The 21,729-nt window shown below is 69.9% G+C and carries 18 protein-coding genes; 9 read left to right on the forward strand and 9 right to left on the reverse strand.

What is annotated here, in order from left to right:
* The first annotated feature begins 81 nt into the window (after positions 1-81).
* Positions 82-1,521, forward strand: coding sequence for an NADP-dependent phosphogluconate dehydrogenase (gene gndA / locus ACGF3H_RS07900; protein ID WP_362496712.1), 1,440 nt, complete (start codon positions 82-84; stop codon positions 1,519-1,521).
* 752 nt (positions 1,522-2,273) lie between these two features.
* Here the strand turns inward: gndA and ACGF3H_RS07905 are convergent.
* From ACGF3H_RS07905 to ACGF3H_RS07945, 9 genes are all read right to left on the reverse strand, one after another.
* A complete protein-coding gene (locus tag ACGF3H_RS07905) occupies positions 2,274-2,927 on the reverse strand; it encodes an aspartate/glutamate racemase family protein (RefSeq protein ID WP_362496709.1) in 654 nt (217 codons plus the stop codon).
* A gap of 5 nt (positions 2,928-2,932) precedes the next feature.
* Positions 2,933-3,277 (reverse strand): GNAT family N-acetyltransferase, encoded by a 345-nt coding sequence (locus tag ACGF3H_RS07910; protein WP_362496706.1) that lies wholly within the window; start codon positions 3,275-3,277, stop codon positions 2,933-2,935.
* A gap of 24 nt (positions 3,278-3,301) precedes the next feature.
* The gene (gene panD, locus ACGF3H_RS07915) at positions 3,302-3,721 is read right to left on the reverse strand and encodes an aspartate 1-decarboxylase (protein ID WP_362496703.1); all 420 of its coding nucleotides are present in this window, start codon (positions 3,719-3,721) and stop codon (positions 3,302-3,304) included.
* Between the two features lie 500 nt (positions 3,722-4,221).
* On the reverse strand, positions 4,222-4,836 hold the full coding sequence (locus ACGF3H_RS07920; RefSeq protein WP_362496700.1) for a hypothetical protein: 615 nt from the start codon (positions 4,834-4,836) through the stop codon (positions 4,222-4,224).
* Positions 4,837-4,904: 68 nt separating this feature from the next.
* The gene (locus ACGF3H_RS07925; protein WP_362496698.1) at positions 4,905-5,192 is read right to left on the reverse strand and encodes a hypothetical protein; all 288 of its coding nucleotides are present in this window, start codon (positions 5,190-5,192) and stop codon (positions 4,905-4,907) included.
* A 252-nt stretch (positions 5,193-5,444) separates the two neighbouring features.
* Positions 5,445-6,680, reverse strand: a complete 1,236-nt coding sequence (locus ACGF3H_RS07930; protein WP_362496696.1) for a helix-turn-helix domain-containing protein — start codon at positions 6,678-6,680, stop codon at positions 5,445-5,447.
* A 242-nt stretch (positions 6,681-6,922) separates the two neighbouring features.
* A complete protein-coding gene (locus tag ACGF3H_RS07935; RefSeq protein WP_362496693.1) occupies positions 6,923-8,287 on the reverse strand; it encodes an FAD-dependent oxidoreductase in 1,365 nt (454 codons plus the stop codon).
* 181 nt (positions 8,288-8,468) lie between these two features.
* Positions 8,469-9,431, reverse strand: a complete 963-nt coding sequence (locus tag ACGF3H_RS07940; protein WP_362496690.1) for a dihydrodipicolinate reductase — start codon at positions 9,429-9,431, stop codon at positions 8,469-8,471.
* A 282-nt stretch (positions 9,432-9,713) separates the two neighbouring features.
* Complete coding sequence (locus ACGF3H_RS07945; RefSeq protein WP_362496688.1) at positions 9,714-11,189, reverse strand: APC family permease; 1,476 nt, start codon at positions 11,187-11,189, stop codon at positions 9,714-9,716.
* 519 nt (positions 11,190-11,708) lie between these two features.
* Between ACGF3H_RS07945 and ACGF3H_RS07950 the strand changes: the two genes are divergently transcribed.
* The 8 genes from ACGF3H_RS07950 (at position 11,709) to ACGF3H_RS07985 (ending at position 21,705) form a co-directional block, all read left to right on the forward strand.
* The gene (locus ACGF3H_RS07950; RefSeq protein WP_362496686.1) at positions 11,709-13,244 is read left to right on the forward strand and encodes an NAD(P)/FAD-dependent oxidoreductase; all 1,536 of its coding nucleotides are present in this window, start codon (positions 11,709-11,711) and stop codon (positions 13,242-13,244) included.
* Complete coding sequence (locus ACGF3H_RS07955; protein ID WP_362496684.1) at positions 13,237-14,160, forward strand: alpha/beta fold hydrolase; 924 nt, start codon at positions 13,237-13,239, stop codon at positions 14,158-14,160. Before ACGF3H_RS07950 ends, ACGF3H_RS07955 begins: the two co-directional genes overlap by 8 nt.
* Complete coding sequence (locus tag ACGF3H_RS07960; protein WP_362496682.1) at positions 14,144-15,538, forward strand: flavin monoamine oxidase family protein; 1,395 nt, start codon at positions 14,144-14,146, stop codon at positions 15,536-15,538. Before ACGF3H_RS07955 ends, ACGF3H_RS07960 begins: the two co-directional genes overlap by 17 nt.
* The gene (locus tag ACGF3H_RS07965) at positions 15,535-16,239 is read left to right on the forward strand and encodes a transporter (RefSeq protein ID WP_362496680.1); all 705 of its coding nucleotides are present in this window, start codon (positions 15,535-15,537) and stop codon (positions 16,237-16,239) included. Before ACGF3H_RS07960 ends, ACGF3H_RS07965 begins: the two co-directional genes overlap by 4 nt.
* A 26-nt stretch (positions 16,240-16,265) precedes the next feature.
* Complete coding sequence (locus ACGF3H_RS07970; protein ID WP_362496677.1) at positions 16,266-17,624, forward strand: NAD-dependent succinate-semialdehyde dehydrogenase; 1,359 nt, start codon at positions 16,266-16,268, stop codon at positions 17,622-17,624.
* A 29-nt stretch (positions 17,625-17,653) separates the two neighbouring features.
* Positions 17,654-18,769 carry a Zn-dependent alcohol dehydrogenase gene (locus ACGF3H_RS07975; protein ID WP_362496674.1) on the forward strand — a complete coding sequence of 372 codons (1,116 nt, stop codon included), beginning with the start codon at positions 17,654-17,656 and terminating at the stop codon, positions 18,767-18,769.
* Positions 18,770-18,786: 17 nt separating this feature from the next.
* A complete protein-coding gene (locus ACGF3H_RS07980) occupies positions 18,787-20,043 on the forward strand; it encodes an aminotransferase class III-fold pyridoxal phosphate-dependent enzyme (RefSeq protein ID WP_362496671.1) in 1,257 nt (418 codons plus the stop codon).
* 105 nt (positions 20,044-20,148) lie between these two features.
* The gene (locus ACGF3H_RS07985) at positions 20,149-21,705 is read left to right on the forward strand and encodes a long-chain fatty acid--CoA ligase (protein WP_362496668.1); all 1,557 of its coding nucleotides are present in this window, start codon (positions 20,149-20,151) and stop codon (positions 21,703-21,705) included.
* Positions 21,706-21,729: the final 24 nt, after the last annotated feature.

Consider the following 21,729-nt stretch of genomic DNA (forward strand, 5'->3'; position numbering starts at 1 on the left):
CCGGCACGTCAGGATGGTCCAGCGGCATACTGACGCGCACGACCGGCACCACCGACACCGAGGTCATGAGGAGCCAAGCCAATGAGCACTGCAGCGCAGATCGGCGTGACGGGACTCGCGGTCATGGGCCGCAATCTCGCCCGCAACTTCGCCCGCAACGGCTATACGGTCGCGGTGCACAACCGGACCGCGTCACGCACGCACGCGCTGATCGAGGAGTTCGGGAGCGAGGGCGACTTCGTGGCGGCGGAGACCGCCAAGGAGTTCGTGGCGGCGCTGGAGCGTCCGCGCCGCCTGGTGGTGATGGTCAAGGCCGGTGACCCGACCGACGCGGTGATCCAGGAGTTCGCGCCGCTGCTGGAACCCGGCGACATGATCATCGACGGGGGCAACGCCCACTTCGCCGACACCCGGCGCCGCGAGCGGGCGCTGCGCGAGCAGGGCATCCACTTCGTCGGCACCGGCGTCTCCGGCGGCGAGGAGGGCGCGCTGAACGGACCGAGCATCATGCCGGGCGGCTCGAAGGAGTCGTACGAGTCGCTGGGCCCGATGCTGGAGAAGATCTCCGCGAAGGCGAAGGACGGGGCGCCCTGCGTGACGCACGTGGGCCCGGACGGCGCCGGCCACTTCGTGAAGATGGTGCACAACGGCATCGAGTACGCCGACATGCAGCTGATCGGCGAGGCGTACCAGCTGCTGCGGGACGTCGCCGGGTACTCCCCCGCCGAGATCGCGGACATCTTCCGCACCTGGAACACCGGCCGGCTGGACTCGTACCTGATCGAGATCACGGCGGAGGTGCTGTCGCACGTGGACGCGGCGACGGGCAAGCCGTTCGTGGACGTGGTGCTCGACCGGGCGGAGCAGAAGGGCACGGGGCGCTGGACCGTGCAGATCGCACTGGACCTGGGGGTGCCGGTGTCCGGCATCGCGGAGGCGGTCTTCGCCCGGTCGCTGTCCGGTCACGCCGCGCTGCGGGACGCCTCGCGGGGACTGGCGGGCCCGGAGGCCACGGCCCTGGGCGAGTCGGAGGCCGCCGCCTTCGCCGACCGGGTGGAGCAGGCGCTGTACGCGTCCAAGATCGTTTCGTACACCCAGGGGTTCCACGAGATCGCGGCCGGCAGCGAGGAGTACGGCTGGGACATCGACCTGGGCGCGGTCTCCTCGATCTGGCGCGGCGGCTGCATCATCCGCGCGGCCTTCCTGGACCGCATCCGCGCCGCGTACGACGCCCGGCCGGACCTGCCGAGCCTGCTGTCGGACGAGACGTTCGCCCGGGAGATCGCCGACGCCCAGGACGACTGGCGCGAGGTCCTGGTCGCCGCCACCCGCCAGGGCGTCCCCACGCCCGGCTTCGCGGCCGCCCTCGCCTACTACGACGCTCTGCGCGCCGAGCGGCTGCCGGCGGCGCTGACGCAGGGGCAGCGGGACTTCTTCGGCGCGCACACGTACCGGCGGACGGACCGGGACGGCTCGTTCCACACGCTGTGGGGCGGGGACCGCTCGGAGGTCACGGCGTAGACGCCGACGGGCCGGGCGGTCGGTCGTCGCCGCGTGGGGAGGAACGCCCACGCCCCGTGAGCCCCGCCTCGCCGGTGTGAGCCGTGGCCCACGGGGCGCGGCCCCGCGCGTCGCTGTGTGCGAGCCGTTGGCTCACGGGTGTGGCCCGCGCGGCCCTGCGCGTCGCTGTTGCGAGCCGTTGGCTCACGGGCGTGGCCCGCGCGGCCCTGCGCGTCGCTGTTCCGAGCCGTTGGCTCACGGGCGTGGCCCGCGCATCGCGGGTCGCCACGCTCGCGCGCAGAGGCCACGGGCCACGGCCGGCGGGTCGCGGGTCAGGTGAGCGGTGGTCCCGGCTCCGGGTTGGGTACCGGCTCGGGGCCGGGCGGGATCGGTGACGGCGAGGGCTCCGGCGGACCGGGATGCGGGGGCGGCGGAGTCGGCCCCGGGGACGGTCCGGGCCCCGGAGGCTGGGGCGTCGGCTCGGGCCCCGGGCCCGGCGGCTGCGGGGTCGGCTCCGGACCGGGGCCCGGAGGGGGCGTCGGGTCGGGGCCCGGGCCGGGCGTCGGAGGCGCGGGGGTCGGGTCCGGGCCGGGAGTCGGTCCCGGGGTGGGCCCGGGCGGGACGGGATCCGGATACGGGTTCGTCATGGCGGGGTCCTCCGGCCAGTGGTCGACAACGGCTAACGACTTGTCCCCCGCCTACCCGACCGAAGTGCCCCCACTCACTCCCCCGCATGACGGGCCGGGGCCCAGGTGGCCGACGCGGCCCACGGCTCAGCCGGTCACCGGCCGACCCCACCGCACGGCTGCCGCCCCGGCGGCCAGCCCCGGCCCGGGACTCGCCAGTACCGGCACCCGGGTACGCGTGAACCGCCCGGCGGGCGCCATCGACGCCTGGGCCAGGACGATCGCGTCGGCGTCGGTGACCGCGTCGGCCGCGCCGGCCACCAGACGTGCGTAGCGGTCGGTGTCCCCGGCCTCGAAACACGGCCAGGCACCGTCGACCAGGCGCGTCCGTACCTCGACGGGGCGCCCGGCGCGCCGGGCCTCCTCAGCGACGAGCGCCCGGGTCGGCTCGAGGGTGCTCTCCAGGGCGGCGAGGACGACGACGCGCGGGCCGGCGGCCACGGCTGCGGCGGCCATGGGCCGGTCGACCCGCAGCACGGGCACCCCGGCGCCGTCGGCGGCCTCCTCGGCGACGCCGCCGATGGTCGAGCAGGTGCACAGCACTGCCCGCGCGCCGCCGTCGACGGCCTGCCGCAGCGCGGCGAGTACGTCGGCCCGCACCGCCCGCGGCCCCTCGCGCCGGGCCCGGTCCAGCAGCCCGGCGTCCACGTGGTGCCGCAGCGCGAGGCCGGGGTGCGCCTCGTCGCGCAGGGCGTCGAAGACCGGAACGTGGACGGGCGAGGTGTGCAGCAGGGCGAGCACGCCGGTCAGAACCGGCCGGGGTGGGCCACGAGCCACTCCTTCGCCGCGCGCAGCAGCTCGGGATCGACGGCGGGGGCCTCCTCCGGGTGACGCGCGGCCCACTTGACGACGTACGGGCACAGCGGGGCGACGGGGACACCCTCGCCCCGCGCCAGGGTGTACAGCTCGCGCGCCAGGGAGCCCGCGATGCCCTTGCCCTCGTGCGCCGGCTCGACGATGGTGTGCACCGGGACGAGGGCGCGCTCGGGGGCGTCCAGGACGAAGTACTCGATGCGGCCGACGACCCCGCCGCCGCTCCGGGCCTCCAGGCGGCCCGCCGCCCGGTCGTCACGAATCTCGATGTCGCTCACGGGCAGGCTCCTCGTACGAAGGGATCAGACCGACACGGCCTGAGGGCTGCGCTCCTGGTCCGATCCCGGCACCGGTTCGGACGGATCCGCACCGAGCTTCACGATGCGGTTGTCGCTGTCCACGTGCACGACCCGCGGCTTCAGCGACCGCGCCTCGGCGTCGGTGACCTGAGCGTAACTGATGATGATCACCAGGTCGCCGGGGTGGACGAGATGGGCGGCGGCCCCGTTGATCCCGATCACGCCGGAGCCGCGCTCGCCCTCGATGACGTACGTCTCGAGCCGGGCACCGTTGGTGATGTCCACGATGTGCACGAGCTCACCGGGCAGCAGATCGGCGGCGTCGAGCAGGTCGGCGTCGATCGTCACGGAACCCACGTAGTGCAGGTCGGCCTGGGTGACGGTGGCGCGGTGGATCTTGGACTTGAACAGAGTACGCAGCACTTTGGGACTCCTCTGAGACGGCTCCCTGCCTGCTTCCTACAGGTCAAGGGCGTTCTCGACTGTACACCGGCACGCGCCAAACGATGTTTGTGAGGAACATCGCTCCGGTCGGGCGATACGGGCCCTCACTTGGGCTTTCGTGCCGTCACCGACGCCTGCTCAGTCAATCCTCCGGGAATGCCCGGCGACTCATGCTGACCGAACGCTGACTTACCTGATTGGCCATCAGGCAGGCGGGAGCCCTCCGCACATGGACCCTGTCATACATACGGGCGGGCAGCCATCCACTCACTCACTCGGACATCTCAGCCAGGGTTCACCTGGCGCATCGTCGCCTACCCACGCAAGCCCCCGGTGGCGTGGCGACCAGCTGTCCTGCACGCCCGGACCAGCCCGCCCGCGGGCACGAGTGATCACGGCGCACCGTGGGCAGTACACAGCGTGATTGTCCCGGTATCAACGGTGTGGTGTACGGGGCACAACACGGCCGGTTCCCCCCCTCACCCCTTCGACATCGACGAGGGCGGCGTGGGAAGAGGGCTGACGCCGGGTTCGAAGTGGTCGCGGATGTAGATGCGGGTACGCTGCGGCGTGTACTCGTACACATAAACGCTGACACAATGCTTGTCCGACAAGCCATACATGTCAGAGGTTTCCTGTTCCTCCGGAGCGTTGGGGGACCCAGGGCAGACGTAGCCGTAGCGCATGCCGTCCTTGAGCGTCTCGGGTTCCGGGAGCCCGAAGTGCGCGAAGTCGTGGGGAGTGGCGTCGGTCTGTGCGGAGGTCGGTTCCAGCCACTTCTGCTCCGGCGGGTGCTGCTTCACATAGGCGTCCGCCTCCGACCTGGTCAGGGTGAAGGTGAGGATGCCCGTGTCGAAGCGAGAGGTGACCTTGTAGGCGGCCTGCGGGGACCGGGCCGTGGCCGGGATGCCGAGGTCCATCTGCTCGCTCATCCACTCCGGTGTGATCCCCTCGGCCCACCGCACGTCCGCCGCCTCCTCGCCCAAGCGGTCATCGGGTCCGGTGCCGTCGGGTGCGCCGAGTAGCCGGCCCGCCGCGACCACGGCGCCCGACAGGACCAGCACACCCGCGGCCACGCCAGCGACGAGCCACACGCGGCGACCACCGCCACCTCCGGTACCGCTCGCGCCCTCCTCGGGTGCCCGGAAGGGATTCCCTTCGCTCACCGACCATCCGCCCTTCCCGTCGGCATGCCGGTCGCACGGTCCTGTTGTTGCTCCCGGCCGGGGTCCAAGCGGCCGTCCCTGCTGTCGTCGGGACCCGGTAGCGGGTCGTCGTCCGGCTTCGAGGAGCCGAGGTCGTAGTGGTGGACGCCGCTACTGCCCGCCATGTCGAACTCCCGAGCGAAACCTACCCGGTGCAGCTTGGCCATCTGCCCATCGGGGATCTCCAGCGGACCGACATCGACGCCCTTGCCCTCGTCCCAGTTGTACCGGTCCCAGACGTTCACCTGGTAGTCGACGCCGATCCTGGGGCTGGCTCATGGGCTACCACCTCCCGGGCGACCGTACCCGAACAGGCGATACCCGACGCATGTGCCAGCACAAAAGACGGATGTCCCAGCTCATGCGAAGCTACAGGAGACGTTCGCCTCGCAAGTGCGGCAGCGTCATACCGACACCGCGAGGTGTCGGGTCGACGTCGGAAGAGCTCGCCGGCGCGTGAGCAAGTCGACCGTGGTCCACTGGCCCGTGAGGTGAGCTCAGTCCGGTCCGGTCGCCACGATGTCCGGTGCGATGTCCAGCACCAGGAGCGCCGCCGCCACATGGGTCGGGTTGGCCTCCACCTTGACGGCCGACAGTTCGTTGGCGCGTGAGACCCGCCGTTCGACGGTGTTGCGGTGCGCATAGAGGTTGGCGGCCGCCCGGGTGGTGCTGAAGCCGCATTGCACGTAGGTGAGCAGGGCTTGCCGCAGGGTTGTGTCGGCTTCGGCCAATGGCCCGAGGGTGTTGACGACGAACCGACGCGCGCCGGGCCGGTCCTTCGTGAGCGCGTCGATCAGCTCGACGTCGGCGTAGGCGATGAATGGCCGGTCGGACCCCAGCCGGATCACCAACGCCTGCGCCGCGAGGGCGTCCTGGTGGCTGGAGCGGAATCCTTCGAGTCCGCGTCCCGGCCTTCCCACCGCCACGCGGACCTCGTCGCTCGCCGCGAGGTCCTTCTCCACGTGGTGAAGGTCCGGGACGGCTTCCCCCGAGAGCCAGATCCACCGCGACGTGGCGCTGGCGCGCGCCACCAGGGCGCTCCGGCCCCCCACGGAGGAGCGTACGGCGGCGATCGCCTCCTCCAGGGCACCGGCCTGCCGGGGATCGTCGATCCACAGGACGAGGCCCACATGCCACCGTGCCATCCGGTAGCGCAGGTGCCCTTCGGCGAGGTCCTCCGCCATCGGTGCCCCACTGGCGATCAGCTGGATCAATGCGATGCCCTCGGCGTCCGTATTGCCCATCGCCGCGGCGAGGCCGGCCTGCCGCAGGGCCGCGACGGAGTCGAGGGCGTACTGCACCAACGACTTCGCCGTCACGTCCAGGACCCCGACGAGGAGGTCGGGGTCGGCGCAGTGTGCCACGCACTCCTCAAGCCATCGCCGCCAGCCGATCCCGAGGGCCACGCGCCAGGCACCTGCGAAGTCCGGCGCGATGCCCCGGGAGACGAGATCGTTGATGTACGCCGTGGTCCTGGGGCTGACGTAGGGCTCTACCCGCCGTCCCGGTTGCTGAACGTTTGCGGTCAACCATTGGAGCAGGTCGGAGCGGTTGAGTGCGCGATCCTCCTCGACCAGCGATGCGTCCGCGAGGAGGGCGGGATCGTTCTGGGCAATGAGAGAGGGCCTCGCGAAGGCGTCGACCCAGGCGTCCGTTTCCGTCAGCAGGCGCTGGCACAGTGACCTGATCGCATCGGCGACTCCACGGGAGGGCGGGGGCCACAGCTCTTCCATGTTCTCAGTGTCCCTCTGCTCTCGGGGGAGCCGAGGCTCCCGACATGCCGTGTCGCAGACAGATGAAGGGCTCGTCCGCGGCCTGACCGACGGCGAGGACCTGCCTGGGTTCTGTCGTCGGGTGTCGGGCCCGGATCAGGAGTGATGCGAGGACGACGGCTGCTTCGGAGGACTCGGCGGTCTTGTCGTAGCGGGTGACGATCTCACCCCGCGCTGTCACAGATCAGGCGCCGCCCGACCCTTCAGGAGTCCCCGCGCCTGCCGCGACGGAGCGCCCGCCGGGCCAGCGTATTGCTGCCGTTGAAGAAGTCGTTGAACCGGTCCAGCCGCCAGATGGATCGGAGGACGAACGGCTGCATCAGCAGTGACATCGACGGCGAATACTTCGAGGCGTCCGACCAGATGCCGGCGAGGTCCTCCGACATCTCACCGTCGACCATGTAGTCGGCGAGCTGATGGGTCACGTACGGCACCTGGCAGAGGCCGTGGCCGTTGCAGGCCATCGCGTAGAAGACGTTGTCGCCCACCTGCCCGGCTACCGACAGCCAGTCCGGGCTGATGCCGATCCAACCGCCCCAGGCCCGCTCGATGGCCACGTCGGACAGCGACGGGAACCGACGGGCCAGATCCTTCCCCATGTCCTGCACAACACCGGGGTCCGGGACCCGGTCCGGGAGCGGGTACGTCTGGCCTCGCTGAGCTTTACGGACCCCGCAGACGATGGTGTTGCGCTCGGTGAGCCGGTAGTGGGTCATCAACTGGTGCTGGGTGATGATGCCGGACCGACTGGTCCAGTCCAGCGCGGCGAGTCGCTCCGGCGCGATGGGTTCCGACTCGATCTCGATGACGTACAGCGGCGTCGCGAGGTTCTTGGGGGTGATGTCCCACTCGCCGCCGTAGACGCTGGTTGCGAGCAGCACCTTGTTGGCCCGCACGGTGCCGTGCGGTGTCGTGATCTCGACGGTGCTGCCGGTCCGCCGGACATCGCTCACCCGCGACTGCTCGAAGACCTTGGCCGAGGAAGCGAGCAGTGCGCGACGCACACCACGAGCGAGCTTGCCCGGGTTCAGCATCCCGCCGATGGATTCCCGCATCCCGCCCACGAAGCCGGCGGGAAGGCCGAGTTCCTCCCTGCTGCCGACAGTTCCGTTCCCACCGAAGGCGCGCAGGATCGCCGCCTGGGTGCGCACCCTGAGCATCATGAGGGGTGAGACCGCGCCCCACACCAGGCCGTTCGCCACGTAGTCGCAGTCGATGTCGTGCGTCTTGATGAGGTCTTCCACATAGCGGCCCGCGTGCTCTGCCAGTTTGGCCATGACCGGCATCTTCTTCGGCGACTGGAGGCTGAGCATCCGCAGGTCGCCACCCGGCGCCCCGGCGATCTGACCGCCGTTGCGCGAAGCTGAGCCGTAGCCGCAGAACTCGGCCTCCAGCAGGACCACGTCCTGGGCGCGCTCCGCGAGGCGCAGCGCAGCCGCCATGCCACCCATGCCGCCGCCGACGACGGCGATGTCACAGGTGAGGTCGCCGTCCAGCGCGGGCTGCACGTCGTCCGGCGGGTCGATCCAGCCGGTGAAGCTGGTGTACTTCGTGCTGTCGGTCCTCATGCTGTCCCGATCTCCTTCCAGGTGAGGCGCCCGCCCCACTTCGTGCTCCGCGTCGAGGCGTGCTCGGCAGCACGCCCGAGCCCCCCCGTTCCCGTCCGGCGGATCGACCGTGACGGGCGGCTCTTCGGCAAGACGCGTGAAGACGGCGAACAGGAGGTTCTCCGTCTTCTGCGTCTCCGTCTCAGTCCTGAGAAGTCGTGGCCCCGAGCGAGGCCCGGCCCGCTCGCCGCTCTCCCTTGGCCGCGACCGAACGGGGAGGTAAATCCCCCATCGAGAGGAGACCGGGACGCGCCTCGACGACCGCGGTGGAGGCGTTGACCGCCGCCGCGACGGTGCTGAGGAAGGAATCGAAGCCCACGGAGGAGCGGAGGTCGACTACCTGCTCCTCTCCGACGATCCGGTAGTCATCGCCCGCCACCACCTCGTCGGCCGGCTCGAAGAACCCGAACGTGATCTCCAGATCGATCACCACTTCGCCCTCGAGCACGCCCCGGGCGGCATGAGTGACAGCCGCGATCTGCCCCGGTTCGATACGCATGTGGTCCCCGACGCGCGGCGAAGTCGTCACGACAGCGGGTTCGACCTCTCCCACGTCCACCGAGTCGAGATCCCATCCGATCCCTGCCGCGAGCGCCCCGATGGCCTGCTCGAAGCCGTGGTGCCCGACGACTTCACCCCGGCTGCGAGCCGTCGCGAACTCGCGCATGGTCAGACCGAGGCCGAACTTCGACAGGATCGCACCGTAGCGTGACATGTTCGTCCGTCGGCGGATGCGCACGCTCTCCACGCGCTGGGTCAATGCGGTCAGCAGGAGAGGAAGGGTGTCCATCAGGACGCCCGGGTTCGCCCCACTGCCCAGGACGGTCACGCCGTGCGCCTTCGCCGTGGCGTCGAGCCGTCGGGCCAGGTCGGGATGGCTCTGCCATGGATAGGCCAGCTCTTCGCAGATGCTCAGGACGTTGTACGAACGCTCCAGCAGCGGCAGCAGGACGTCGGCCACCCTGTGCAGATCCGAGACGGTCGCCACGATCGCGAGGTCGGCGGTGGGCAGGTCGGCCGGGTCGCTCACGACGACGACACCGTTCGGGTCGCCACCGAGCAGCACTCCGAGGTCTTGACCGACCACGCGGGGGTCCTGGTCCACTGCTCCGACGATCTCCACGTCCGCGCGTCGCAGCAAGGAAGAGGCGAGGGCCCGGCCAGTGGCACCGAGTCCCACGATGACAGTCTGATTACTCAACGCACTCTCCTAGGCGCCCCGGTCGGCACGCCCTCGACACGGTGTTCAGTGGCACTGAACTTCGCCTCCGGCGGTTACCTCGTATCCCACTGTCGCCAGCCATGACCGCGGGTGAGAACAACGCCGAGCACCTACTTCCCCTGGGGATGGTGCGCGGTGCACAAGCCGGTCGCGCCCCCGGATTCATCAGCCCTGATCATTCGAGGACATCGCCTGGAGCCGCTCGTAGACAGCCGGCCGGCGCGCTCGCAGGACGAGGGCCTGCACCGCGCCGGCCACGGCCGAGAGGGCGACGAGGCCGCCGATCGCCCAGGCGCCCGTGGTGGTGCCGACGAGGAGCGGGAAGTTGGCGACCATGAGGCAGACCACACAGGCCAGGCCGAGGAAGGCGACGCCCGGGGCCACGACCGTGCGCCACACCGACTGCCGCCGGTCGGCGCGCCGGAAGAAGCCGATGACCGCGAGGCTGGTGGCCGCTATCAGCAGGACGATGCCGAGGGTGGCGGCGCCGGAGAACCACGCGTAGAGGTCCCCGATCGGGTCGAGGCCGAGCATCGCGACGACGGCCGTGGTGACGAACGCGACCACCGAGGCGACGGCCGAGGAGGCTGACGGCGCGCGGTGCCGAGCGTGAACGACACCCAGCGAGGCCGGAAGCGCGCCGGCCCGGGACAGCGCGAACTGGTAGCGCGTCACGACGTTGTGGAAGGCCAGTACGCAAGCGAACTGGCTGGTTATCAACAGGAGTTGCATGGTGTCGGCCCAGACGGACCCGACGTAGCTCCGCGTCAGCGTGAGGACCAGGCCCTCGGGGTCGGCCTGCGCGGCTCCGACCACCGAGTCGACGCCGGCCCCCACCACGATCGCCCACACCGTGAACGAGTAGAAGACCCCGATCACCAGGATCGCGACGTACGTCGCCCGCGGGACCGTGACGTCGGGGTCCTTCGCCTCGCTGCGGAACACGGCCGTGGCCTCGAAGCCGATGAACCCGAAGATGGCGAACATGACGCCGAGTCCCAGGGAGCCGGTGCCCACGATCGACGGTGACAACGGCTCGGCCGTCAGGCCATGGGCGCCGCCGTGGCCCACGATGCCGAGGTCGAGGACCAGGAGCAGCAGCGATTCCAGCACCAGCACGGCGCCGAGCACTTTGGCGCTCAACTCGATGTCGCGGTAGCCGAGGAAGGCGATGACGCCGAGCGAGACGAGCGCCCACGACCACCACGGGGAGCCGGCGTCGGCGTACCGCTCGATGACGTTGCTCGTCGCGACGCCGACGTAGGCGTTCACCCCGACGAGAAGCAGCATGTAGGAGAAGAGCGCGAGGGTCGCGGCCGAGAGGCCGGGTATGCGGCCGAGTCCGGCCTGGACATAGGCGTAGAAGGCGCCCGCGTTGCGTACTCGTCCGGCCATCAGCGTGAAGCCGACCGCGAAGATCAGCAGCATCACGGTGGACAGTGCGAAGTACAGCGGCATTCCCGGGCTGCCGCTCACGGCGAAGGCGAGCGGCACCCCGCCGGCCACCAGCCCGAGCGGCGCCGCCGCGGCGACGACCATGAACACGATCTGCGAGATGCCGAGCCCGCGATGGAGCGGGTTTCCCGGTCCCGCTCCACCGTCGGCTGCTTCGACGTGCCCTGTCTTGGAGGGGTCGGTCATGGCGACCACCTTTCGGCCAACGGGCCGGTACCGGCTCGTCATGGGTGGGTGAAGGGGTGCGTGAGGCGGTACTCCCACGCGCAGCGAACCGGAGTGGCTTTCGCGCGACGGGGCGAGGAGATCCGGCTTCTGCCTCTCCGGCTCGGTCCTGGGAGAGGGTGATTCCGAGCGAGACGGTGAGGACGGCGGGTTCGTCCTCTGCGCACGGCCACAGCCACGTGTTCAGCACTACCAAGCACGTGGGGGGCAAACGTCTATCACGCCGTCCCCGCCCCCGCAACGGCTTCGGAAAGGCCGGCCGCCACGCCGAAGCCGCCCCCGCCCTGCTCCGCGAACGGCCGAGTCTCGGCCTCAGCCGAGGTCGCGGCTCGGACGCCGACCGCCGTACGGGCTCGGCGAGGCGACCCGCCTGTGCATCGTGCACCGAGCCCGGGCGAAGGAGGTGCCCGCTGTCGTTCTCGCAGGCGGTCCTGGCTGGCGACAGTGAGGCAACCGCCACAGGAACAGCGAGGGAACGCCATGACAGCTGAGGTGTTGGACGCCGTCGAGGAATTCGACGTGGTGATCATCGGAGCGGGGATCTCCGGGATCGGCGCGGCCACCTATTTCAGCCGAGAGCTGCCCGACAAGTCGCTCGCCGTGCTGGAAGCGCGCGACGACATCGGAGGCACTTGGGACCTGTTCCGCTATCCCGGCATCCGCTCGGACTCCGACCTCCACACGTTCGGATACGCGTTCAAGCCATGGCGCCACGAAGCCGCGATCGCCGACGCTCCCCTCATCAAGGGGTACCTCCACGAGACCGTCGAGGAGAACGGCCTGGAGCGCGTCCTCAGGCTCGGCCACCGGGTCGTCCGCGCGGAGTGGTCCACGGCGGACTCACGGTGGACGCTCACCGTCCGGACGTCGGACCCCGCCACGGGAGCGACCCGGACCAAGACGATCGAAGCGGGGTGGGTCTTCGCCGCCACCGGCTACTACCGGTACGACGAGGGGTTCTCACCGGAGTTCCCGGGGCGGGACGACTTCGAGGGCCGGATCGTCCATCCGCAGCACTGGCCCGAGGGACTCGACTACAGCGACAAGAAGGTCGTCGTCATCGGCAGCGGTGCGACCGCGATCACTCTGGTGCCGGCCATGACCACCGGGGCGGGCGCCGCCCGGCACGTGACGATGCTGCAGCGCACCCCCACCTACGTCATGCCGCTCCCCCGTGTCGACAAGGTCGCCCTGGCGCTCACGAAGCTGCTCGGGGAAGAGCGCGGGTACGCCGTGACGCGGTTCAAGAACATCTGGACCGAACACGCCGTCGTGAAGGGCCTGCGGACCTTCCCCAAGGCAGGACGGGCCATCATCCGGCGCGAGAACGTCAAGCGCCTTCCCAAGGGATTCGACGTCGACAAGCACTTCAACCCGCCGTACGACCCGTGGGACCAGCGGCTGTGCGTCGCGCCGGACGGGGACTTCTTCGACGTGATCAAGGAAGGCAGGGCCTCCGTCGTCACCGACGCCGTGGCCCGGTTCAGCAAGCGCGGAATCGTCCTGACGTCGGGTGAGGAACTGGAGGCCGACGTCATCGTCACCGCGACGGGGCTGAACCTTCGGCTCTTCGACGGCATGCCCATCGTGGTCGACGGGCGCCAGGTCGACATCGCGGACGCGCTCTGTTACCGCGGCATGCTGCTGAGCGGGATGCCGAACTGGGCGATGGCGATCGGCTACACCACCTCGTCCTGGACGCTCAAGGTGAGCCTGATGTGTCGTTACTTCATCGACCTGGTCAGGCACATGGACGCCCGCGGATACGACACGGTGGTTCCGGTCGCGCCGCCGGGAACGAACCGCAGGCCCGTCATGGACCTTCAGGCCGGATACGCCAGGCGCGGCGAGAAGTTCCTGCCCAAACAGGGCCCCGAGAAGCCCTGGCGGATGGCGATGTCCTATCCCGAGGACGCCAGGGCGCTCCGCGGCCCGGTGGCCGACGAGAACCTCGAGTTCGGCACCCGTCGGACGGCCGCGCAGTCATCCGACGGGCGGCGAGCCACCCATGCCTGACACGAGCGTCGACCAGTACGCGACCCTGCCGTCCGGGATGACGATCTGCTTCCGGGACCACGGCGACAAGGACGACCCCGCGATGCTGCTCATCGCGGGACTGGGCGAAGACCTCACCTTCTGGACCGACTCGTTCGTCGCCTCACTCGTCACCCGCGGTTTCCGGGTCGTCGCGATCGACAACCGCGACGTCGGCCAGTCGACGTTCGTCGCCGCGCCCCCTCCCGGGCTCTGGCGCCAGATCGCCGCGCGCCCGCGCGGCGACGCGTACACGCTGGCCGACATGGCCCAGGACGGCATCGGCGTCCTCGACCACCTCGGGATCTCGCGGGTGCACCTGGTGGGGCGGTCGATGGGCGGGATGATCGCACAGACGATCGCGGCCACGGCGCCCGAGCGCGTGCTGTCGCTGACCTCGCTCTACTCGACCACCGGGGCGAAGAAGGTGGGCCGGCCTGCGTTGTCGACGATCCGGCTCCTTGCCGCCCCGCCTGCGCGGAACAGGACCGCAGCGGTCCGTGCTCACCTGCGACTCACCCGGCACGTCGCGGGAACGGACCATCCCATCGACGACGCGGCCGAGGCCGCCATCGCGGCTCGTGGGTGGGATCGCAGCGCCGGTGAGCCGGCGGCCGGCACGGCGCGCCAGATCCAGGCGATCCAGCGCTCCGGAGACCGGACGGCCGAGCTGAGCAGGATCACGGCCCCGACCCTGGTCATCAACGGCGACCGGGACCCGCTGGTCGACCCGAGCGGTGGCGCCGCGACCGTCCGGGCGATCCGCTCGGCGCAGCACGTGGTCATCCCCGGCATGGGCCACCACATCCCCGAGGCCCTCGTCGACCCCATCACGACCTACGTCTCGCAGCACGCGAACCGCGTGGGTGAAGGAGGAAGCCATGTCCGGATCTCGTGAGTCGCACTCCAAGGGCACCACGGTCGACGTCGTGGTCGTCGGTGCCGGTTTCGCCGGTCTGAGCGCTGCCGAGCGGCTGATGAGCACGGGACGGTCCGTCGTGGTCGTGGAAGGCCGCGACCGGGTCGGAGGGCGTTCGCTGTCCGGCGAGGTGGCGGGCGTGAAGGTCGACCTCGGAGCGACGTGGGTGGCACGGCGCCACACCGCCGTCCGGGACCTCGCGAGCCGGGTGGGGTGTACCACGACCGACCAGTTCGCCCAGGGCCGCAACGTGCTGTGGATGACGGGTCGGCGTCGCACCTACAGCGGCACCATTCCCAAGGTCTCCCCCTTGGCCCTGGTGGACATGGCCCGCATGCAGACGGCGGTGGACAAGCTGGTCGCGACCATCGACGTCGACGCCGCCTGGGAGACGCCCGGGGCCGGCCGGCTCGACGCCATCTCGTTCGGCGAATGGCTCGACCGGAAGAACGCGCTGCCCAGCACCCGTGCGCTGATGACCGTCATCAGCAAGGTGCAGTGGGGGTGTACCCCTGGCGACGTCTCCTTGCTGCACGCGCTGCGCTACATCCGCTCGGCGGGCGGGCTCGACCACATGCTGGACGTCGAGGGCGGACAGCAGCAGGACCGGATCGTCGAGACCACCCAGGAGATCGCCAAACGGGTGGCGGAGCGGCTCGGCGACCGCGTACGCCTGGAGACACCGGTGCAACGCATCACGCAAGACGACGACGGCGTCACCGTCAGCACCGATTCCGGCGAGATCCACGCCCGGTACGCGATCGTCACGGCCTCGCCGGCGCACCGCGCCGCCATCGAGTTCGACCCCTCACTGCCCGAGCGGGGCGAAGGGCTCACCCGAACCTGGCGCATGGGCGTGCTGAGCAAGGCCTTCGTGGCCTACGAGAAGCCGTTCTGGCGAGCCGAGGGATGCTCCGGTGAGGCGGTGACCGACACCGGAACCGTGTTCATCACCTTCGACGTGTCCCCCGCCCCCGGCGGACCGGGCGTCCTGATGGCCTTCTGCGATCCGCGCGTCTTCGACGGCTTCGGCCCCGAGACCCGGCGCGACCGGGTCGTCCAGCAGCTCGCCCACCTCTACGGTCCGCAGGCCCACGCCCCGATCGACTACGTGGATCACCGCTGGGGAGCGGAGCCCTTCGCCCCGGGCGGCCCCAATCCCGCCGTCGCCCCCTACGCGACCACGAGCTTCGGCAAGGCGCTGTCCGAGCCCCACGGGCGCGTCCACTGGGCGGGCTCCGAAACCGCCGGCGAATGGGCCGGAACCATGAACGGCGCGGTTCTGACGGGCCAGCGCACCGCAGAGGGCGTCATCGCCCTGCTGTCCCGCGACGTCCTAGAGGGGGCGTCCCGATGAGGGAGACGCTGTTCCTGCTGGCCGACCTGTGGATGATCTTCGCCGGTTACTTCTACGGCTGGAAATTCATCCGCCGCCATGGCAACTACCTCCTGGGCCTCGAATGGATGGTCGTCGCGACGTCGGGCACCAACTTCCTGCTCTGGTCACTGCTCGGCGCCAAGAGCGACAGCGTCCTGTACGACCTGGCGTACTTCTTGGACGCGTTCTCCAGGTCGGTCGGCATCACGCTCATTCTGATCATGGGCCTGATGAAGGTCACCCACCGCTACAAGCCGAGCCTCGGCGTCGACGTCGCCGTGTTCGGAGTCGCGACCGTGTCCGGTCTCCTCCTCCGCCAGTTCCACGGCGCGGACCTGCACACCGGCGGCATCGCGTTCTGGGTCGCCGTATTCTACGTGGTCGCCAACCTCCTCACGGCGGTCTTCCTCGGGTACTTCGCCAGGCGGCTCCGGAAGGCGGGCGAGAAGCGGCTCGCGATCTGGACCGGCCTGGTCACCGCCGCCGGAACGACCATCGCGTTGACCTACGACTTCTTCCCCCTGCCGTTCGACGACGCGAACCGCACGATCTTCTACACCGCCGCACTGGCGACGTGGGGCACCCAGGGATTCGTCTACTTCCGTGCCTATCGCGCGCTGCACGACCACAACGGGGCCTTGGACGCGAACCCGGCCCGCACCACCGGAACCCTCGCATGAAGCCCGAGAACGAAAAAGGAGTCAGCATGGCGAAGAGGCACGTGTACGCGGTGGTCGACCCCGCGAGCGGAAAGCTGGTCAAGGAGTACCCGACCGCGACGGACGAGGTCGTCGCGGGGGCCGTCGACGCGGCGGCGGAAACCTATGCGCAGTGGTCGAGGCGGACTTCCGTGGAACAGCGCGCCCAGCTGCTGAACACCGTCGCCGCCCTCCACGACGAGCGCAGCGCGCAGCTTGCCGAGATCATCCACCGGGAGATGGGCAAACCGGTGGACGAGGCCGTCGCGGAGGTCGAGTTCAGCGCCTCGATCTACAGGTACTACGCCGAGAACGCGGAGAAGTTCCTCGCCGACGAACCGATCGAGCTCCTCGAAGGAGAGGGCACCGCTTTCGTCCGTCGCCAGCCGGTCGGCGTGCTGCTGGGGATCATGCCCTGGAACTACCCGTACTACCAGGTGGCCCGGTTCGCCGCGCCCAACCTCGCGCTGGGCAACACCCTCGTGCTCAAGCACGCGTCGCAGTGTCCCGAGTCGTCCGAGGCGCTCCAGCAGCTGTTCACGGACGCGGGCTTCCCCCGGGGCGCTTACGTCAACGTCCACGCCACCGGCGAGCAGATCGCTCGGGCCATCGCGGACCCCAGGGTGCAGGGTGTCTCCTTCACCGGTTCGGAGCGGGCCGGCGCGGAGGTCGCCGAGAAGGCCGGGCGCAGCCTCAAGAAGGTGGTGCTCGAACTCGGCGGCTCGGATCCCTTCATCGTGCTGTCGACCGACGACCTCGACGCCACGGTCCAGGCGGCGGTCGAGACGCGGTTCGAGAACACCGGGCAGGCGTGCAACGCCGCGAAACGCTTCATCGTCGCCGAGGACCTCTACGACGCCTTCCTCGACAAGTTCACCGAGAAGGTGCGCGCCCTGACCGACGGGCTCACGCCGCTCTCCTCGGTCGCCGCCGCCGAGTACCTCGAGGAGCAGGTCGAGCGAGCCGTCGCCGACGGGGCGACCTTCGTCTCCGCGCGACAGCGCGAAGGAGCGTACTTCCCGCCCGGCGTTCTGACGGGCGCCTCGCCGATGTCGGCGTCGGCCGCCGAGGAGCTCTTCGGCCCCGTCGCGACCGTCTACCGCGTCGGATCCGAGGACGAGGCCGTCGAGCTGGCGAACGGAACCCCGTACGGGCTGGGTTCCTACGTGTTCACGACGGACGCCGAGCAGGCGCTGCGCGTCGCCGACAGGATCGAGGCCGGCATGGTCTTCGTCAACGGCGTCGGCCTCGAAGGCGCGGAACTGCCTTTCGGCGGGGTCAAGCAGTCCGGTTTCGGCCGCGAACTGGGGCGGGCCGGAATCGACGAGTTCGCCAACAAGAAGCTCATCCGCACCGCCCGGACGTGATCACCGCACCGCGCAGAAGGAAAACCGCCATGACCATCGAATTCGACGCCGCTGTCTTCAGGACGCCGAACGAACCACTGACCATCGAACGAGTGACCCTTCCCTCGACGCCTCCGCCCGGCGAGGTGCTGGTGCGGCTCAAGGCGAGCGGAGTGTGCCACAGCGACCTGCACGTGCTCGTGGGCGAATGGGAAGTTCCTTCGCCGATGATCCTCGGCCACGAAGGGGCCGGGATCGTCGAGAGCGTCGGCGACGGCGTCACGACCCTGAAGAAGGGCGACCACGTCGTGCTGTCCTGGACGCCGTCATGCCGCCGCTGCTCCTACTGCATCAGCGGCAGGCCCGTCCTGTGCGACATGGTCAGCCAGCACTCGGCGAACCACCTGTCGTTCGACGGCCGGTCCCGGATCACGTCCGTGGACGAGGGCGACGTCTACAGCTTCGCGGGCCTCGGAACGTTCGGCCAGTACACCCTCGTGCCCGAGTCGGGCGCGATCGCCATCCGGGACGACGCCCCGTTCCCGCAGTCGGCATTGGTCGGATGCGCCGTCACCACCGGCGTCGGCGCGGCCGTCAACACCGCAGGCGTGCGGCCGAGCGACACCGTGCTGGTCCTCGGCTGCGGCGGCGTCGGTCTGAACGCGATCCAAGGGGCCCGGCTCGCCGGCGCGCGGAAGATCATCGCCGCGGACGTCTCCGACGAGAAGCTCGAGCAGGCACGCGTCTTCGGGGCGACCGACCTGATCAACAACACCCGCGAGAACTTCGCCGACAGGGTGCGCCGGCTCACCGACGGACGCGGCGTGGAGATCGCCATCGAGGCCATCGGACTGCCCCGCACCATCGAGTCGGCCTACGAGGTCCTGGCCCGGGGCGGCACCGCGGTGGTCGCCGGGCAGGTGGCGGACGGCATGCGGATCTCCATCGATCCCTTCGTCATGTCCGATCAGGAACTGTCGCTCATCGGCTCGAACTACGGATCGAGCAAGCCGGCTTCCGACTTCCCGTTGCTGATCGACCACTACATGAACCACCGCATCGACCTGGACTCCCTCGTGACGAGCGAGATCGGTCTCCAGGACATCAACGAGGCGTTCGACCAGATGAAGCGCGGCATCGGCATCCGCTCGGTGATCACGTACTGAAAGGCAGGGGCGATCCCATGGCCCTGGAATCATCACGCTCGGCCTTCGAGCGGACTCGCCGCAGCGTCGGCGGGGGTGTGGGGTCGGGCCTGCGCGCCGCGATGCCTCCCCATCCGCTCTTCGTGCGCGAGGCACGAGGCGCGTACGTCTGGGACCTGGACGGCGACCGGTACATCGACTACGTGATGGCCTGGGGCCCGCTCGTCCTCGGTCACGGCGACCCGCGGGTGGTGTCCGCCGTGACCGAGGTCGCGACGAAGATGCAGGTCGTCGGCACCGGCCACCCGCTGGAGTACCTCGCGGCGGAAGCGGTCCTCGAGGCCGTGCCGCACGGCGAGCGACTGCTGTGGAGCAACACGGGGACCGAAGCGGTGCAGGTGGCGCTGCGCCTCGCGCGGGCCGCCACCGGGCGGCGTCGCGTCCTCAAGTTCGCGAAGAGCTACCACGGCTGGCACGACACCGTGTACGCCGGGATGTCCGAGGACGACTGCGACCGCCCCGCCACCCCCGGCGGACCGGGACAGTCGGCGAGCGTCCTCGACGACCTGGTCGTGGCGCGCTTCAATGACGTGCGTCTGGCCGAGCGCCTGCTGAGCGAGTCCGCCGAGCGCGACATCGCGGCCGTGCTCGTCGACCCGGTGATGAGCAATGCCGGCGTCGAAGCACCCACACCGCAGTTCCTGTCGACGCTGCGGACCCTCTGCGACCGGCACGGCGTCGTGCTCGTCTTCGACGAGGTGATCGCCGGGTTCCGGATCGCCCGTGGCGGGGCGGCCGAGAAGTACGGCGTGCTGCCCGACCTGTCCGTCTTCGGCAAGGCGATGGCCGGAGGGTTCACCCAGAGCGCCGTCGTCGGCCGAGCAGACCTGGTCGATCAAGTGACGACCGGCGTCGTGCACGCCGGAACCTTCAACGCCAACCCGATCGCACTGGCGGCCGTCGCGGCGACGATGCGGGCCCTGGCCGATCCCGCGGTCCACGAGCTGCTCGAACGGACCTCGTCCGAGTTCGAAGCACTCGTCGGCGGCGCTCTCGGTCCGTCCGCCGAGTTCGGCCGCTTCAACCGGGTCGGCTCGCTCCTCCAGTACGTCCCCGCCGGTGGGGCCACCGGGCTGCACGGGACCAGCGGGCTCTGGACCGAGATCCTCGAAGGGATGCTGCGTCAGGGCTTCCTGTTCATGCCGTCCGGCAAGGTCTTCATCAGTACGGCACACACCACCTCCGACATCGAGGCGACGGCCGAGGCCCTCGACCGGCTGCTGCGGAAGTCGTGACGCCCCCGTCACGTCGCGCGTAACCCCCACCCGCTCCGAGCCAGGCCGCGTGTTCTGTTCCCCCCCCCCCGCGGCCTGGCCCGGTCCACCTTCCCGGAAGACACCATGCTGAACCTCTCGGTCCTGCTCGAGGACTCCGCCCGCACGCACCCGGACCGGGACGCCGTCGTCCTCGGCACGACACGCCTCACCTACGCCCAGGTCGAGGCCGCCGCCAACCGGGTCGCCAACCTCCTGGTCGACCGCGGCATCTGGCCCGGCGACAAGGTCGCGCTCAGCTGTCCCAACGTGCCCTGGTTCCCGGTCGTCTACTACGGGATCCTCAAGGCCGGCGCCGTCGTCGTACCGCTCAACATCCTGCTCAAGAGCCGGGAGATCGCCTACCACCTGGCCGACTCGAAGGCGAAGGCGTACTTCTGCTTCGAGGGGGACGCGGGCCTGCCGATGGGTGCGGAGGGACACGCCGGGTTCACCGAGACCGCGGGCTGCGAGCACTTCTTCCTTGTCACCGCCGATCCCGAGGCGCACAGTCCGATCGAAGGTGTCGAGACCATGGGCGCCGCGCTGCAGGGCAGCGCGACGACGTTCGACAGCATGGGGACCACGGGGGACGACCCGGCTGTGCTGCTCTACACGAGTGGTACGACAGGACAGGCGAAGGGTGCCGAACTCAGCCACGCCAACCTGGTTCTCAACGCCCTGGCGTGCAACCGGCTGTTGGACAACCGGCCCGCCCTGGACACCCACCTGGTCGTGCTGCCGCTGTTCCACTCCTTCGGCGCGACCGTGCAGATGAACGCCGGATTCTCGACGGCGAGCACACTGGTGATGCTGCCACGATTCGACGCCCGGCAGGCGGTCTCCCTGATGCAGCGGGAAAGCATCACCTTCTTCGCGGGCGTCCCCACCATGTGGTGGGGCCTGTTGCAGGCGCTCACCGACGATGTCGACGTCGCGAGGATCGCGAAGAACCTGCGCGTCGGCGTCTCCGGCGGCGCCCCGCTCCCCGCCGAGATCATCAAACAGGTCAGGGAGCGGCTGGGGGTCCAGGTTCTGGAGGGCTACGGCCTCTCCGAGACTTCGCCGGTGGTGACCTTCAGCGATCCGGCGCGAGAGCCACGGCCCGGCTCCATCGGCGTGCCGGTCTGGGGCGTGGAGCTCAAGCTCGTCAACCCGGACTGGTCGGAGGTCGAGGACGACGGCACGGGCAGCGCCATCGGGGAGATCGCGGTCAAGGGCCACAACGTGATGAAGGGTTACCACGGCCGCCCCCAGGCCACCGCCGCAGCAGTCAGGGACGGCTGGTTCCGCACCGGTGACCTGGCCCGCAGAGACAAGGACGGCTTCTACTACATCGTCGACCGGGCGAAGGACCTGATCATCCGCGGCGGCTTCAACGTGTACCCGCGCGAGATCGAGGAGGTCCTGATGACGCACCCCGCGATCAGCCTGGCCGCGGTCGTCGGCGTGCCGCACGAGAGCCACGGCGAGGAGATCAAGGCATTCGTCATCCCCACCCCCGGCGTCGAGGCCAGGCCCGACGAGCTGATCGCCTGGGGCAGGGAGCAGATGGCCGGCTACAAGTACCCGCGCATCGTGGAGATCGTGCAGACCCTGCCGATGACGTCCACCGGAAAGATCCTCAAGCGCGAACTCACGTGACCGGCACGCCAAGCGCATGGACAT

It is taken from the genome of Streptomyces sp. NPDC048185, assembly GCF_043202495.1.
GTDB lineage: Bacteria > Actinomycetota > Actinomycetes > Streptomycetales > Streptomycetaceae > Streptomyces.

What these genes read in the sequence shown, in the direction of transcription:
- gndA (WP_362496712.1), top strand. Translation starts at nt 82, where the DNA reads ATGAGCACTGCAGCGCAGATCGGCGTGACGGGACTCGCGGTCATGGGC.
- ACGF3H_RS07930 (WP_362496696.1), bottom strand. Translation starts at nt 6,680, where the DNA reads ATGGAAGAGCTGTGGCCCCCGCCCTCCCGTGGAGTCGCCGATGCGATC.
- ACGF3H_RS07935 (WP_362496693.1), bottom strand. Translation starts at nt 8,287, where the DNA reads ATGAGGACCGACAGCACGAAGTACACCAGCTTCACCGGCTGGATCGAC.
- ACGF3H_RS07945 (WP_362496688.1), bottom strand. Translation starts at nt 11,189, where the DNA reads ATGACCGACCCCTCCAAGACAGGGCACGTCGAAGCAGCCGACGGTGGA.
- ACGF3H_RS07950 (WP_362496686.1), top strand. Translation starts at nt 11,709, where the DNA reads ATGACAGCTGAGGTGTTGGACGCCGTCGAGGAATTCGACGTGGTGATC.
- ACGF3H_RS07955 (WP_362496684.1), top strand. Translation starts at nt 13,237, where the DNA reads ATGCCTGACACGAGCGTCGACCAGTACGCGACCCTGCCGTCCGGGATG.
- ACGF3H_RS07960 (WP_362496682.1), top strand. Translation starts at nt 14,144, where the DNA reads ATGTCCGGATCTCGTGAGTCGCACTCCAAGGGCACCACGGTCGACGTC.
- ACGF3H_RS07965 (WP_362496680.1), top strand. Translation starts at nt 15,535, where the DNA reads ATGAGGGAGACGCTGTTCCTGCTGGCCGACCTGTGGATGATCTTCGCC.
- ACGF3H_RS07970 (WP_362496677.1), top strand. Translation starts at nt 16,266, where the DNA reads ATGGCGAAGAGGCACGTGTACGCGGTGGTCGACCCCGCGAGCGGAAAG.
- ACGF3H_RS07975 (WP_362496674.1), top strand. Translation starts at nt 17,654, where the DNA reads ATGACCATCGAATTCGACGCCGCTGTCTTCAGGACGCCGAACGAACCA.
- ACGF3H_RS07980 (WP_362496671.1), top strand. Translation starts at nt 18,787, where the DNA reads ATGGCCCTGGAATCATCACGCTCGGCCTTCGAGCGGACTCGCCGCAGC.
- ACGF3H_RS07985 (WP_362496668.1), top strand. Translation starts at nt 20,149, where the DNA reads ATGCTGAACCTCTCGGTCCTGCTCGAGGACTCCGCCCGCACGCACCCG.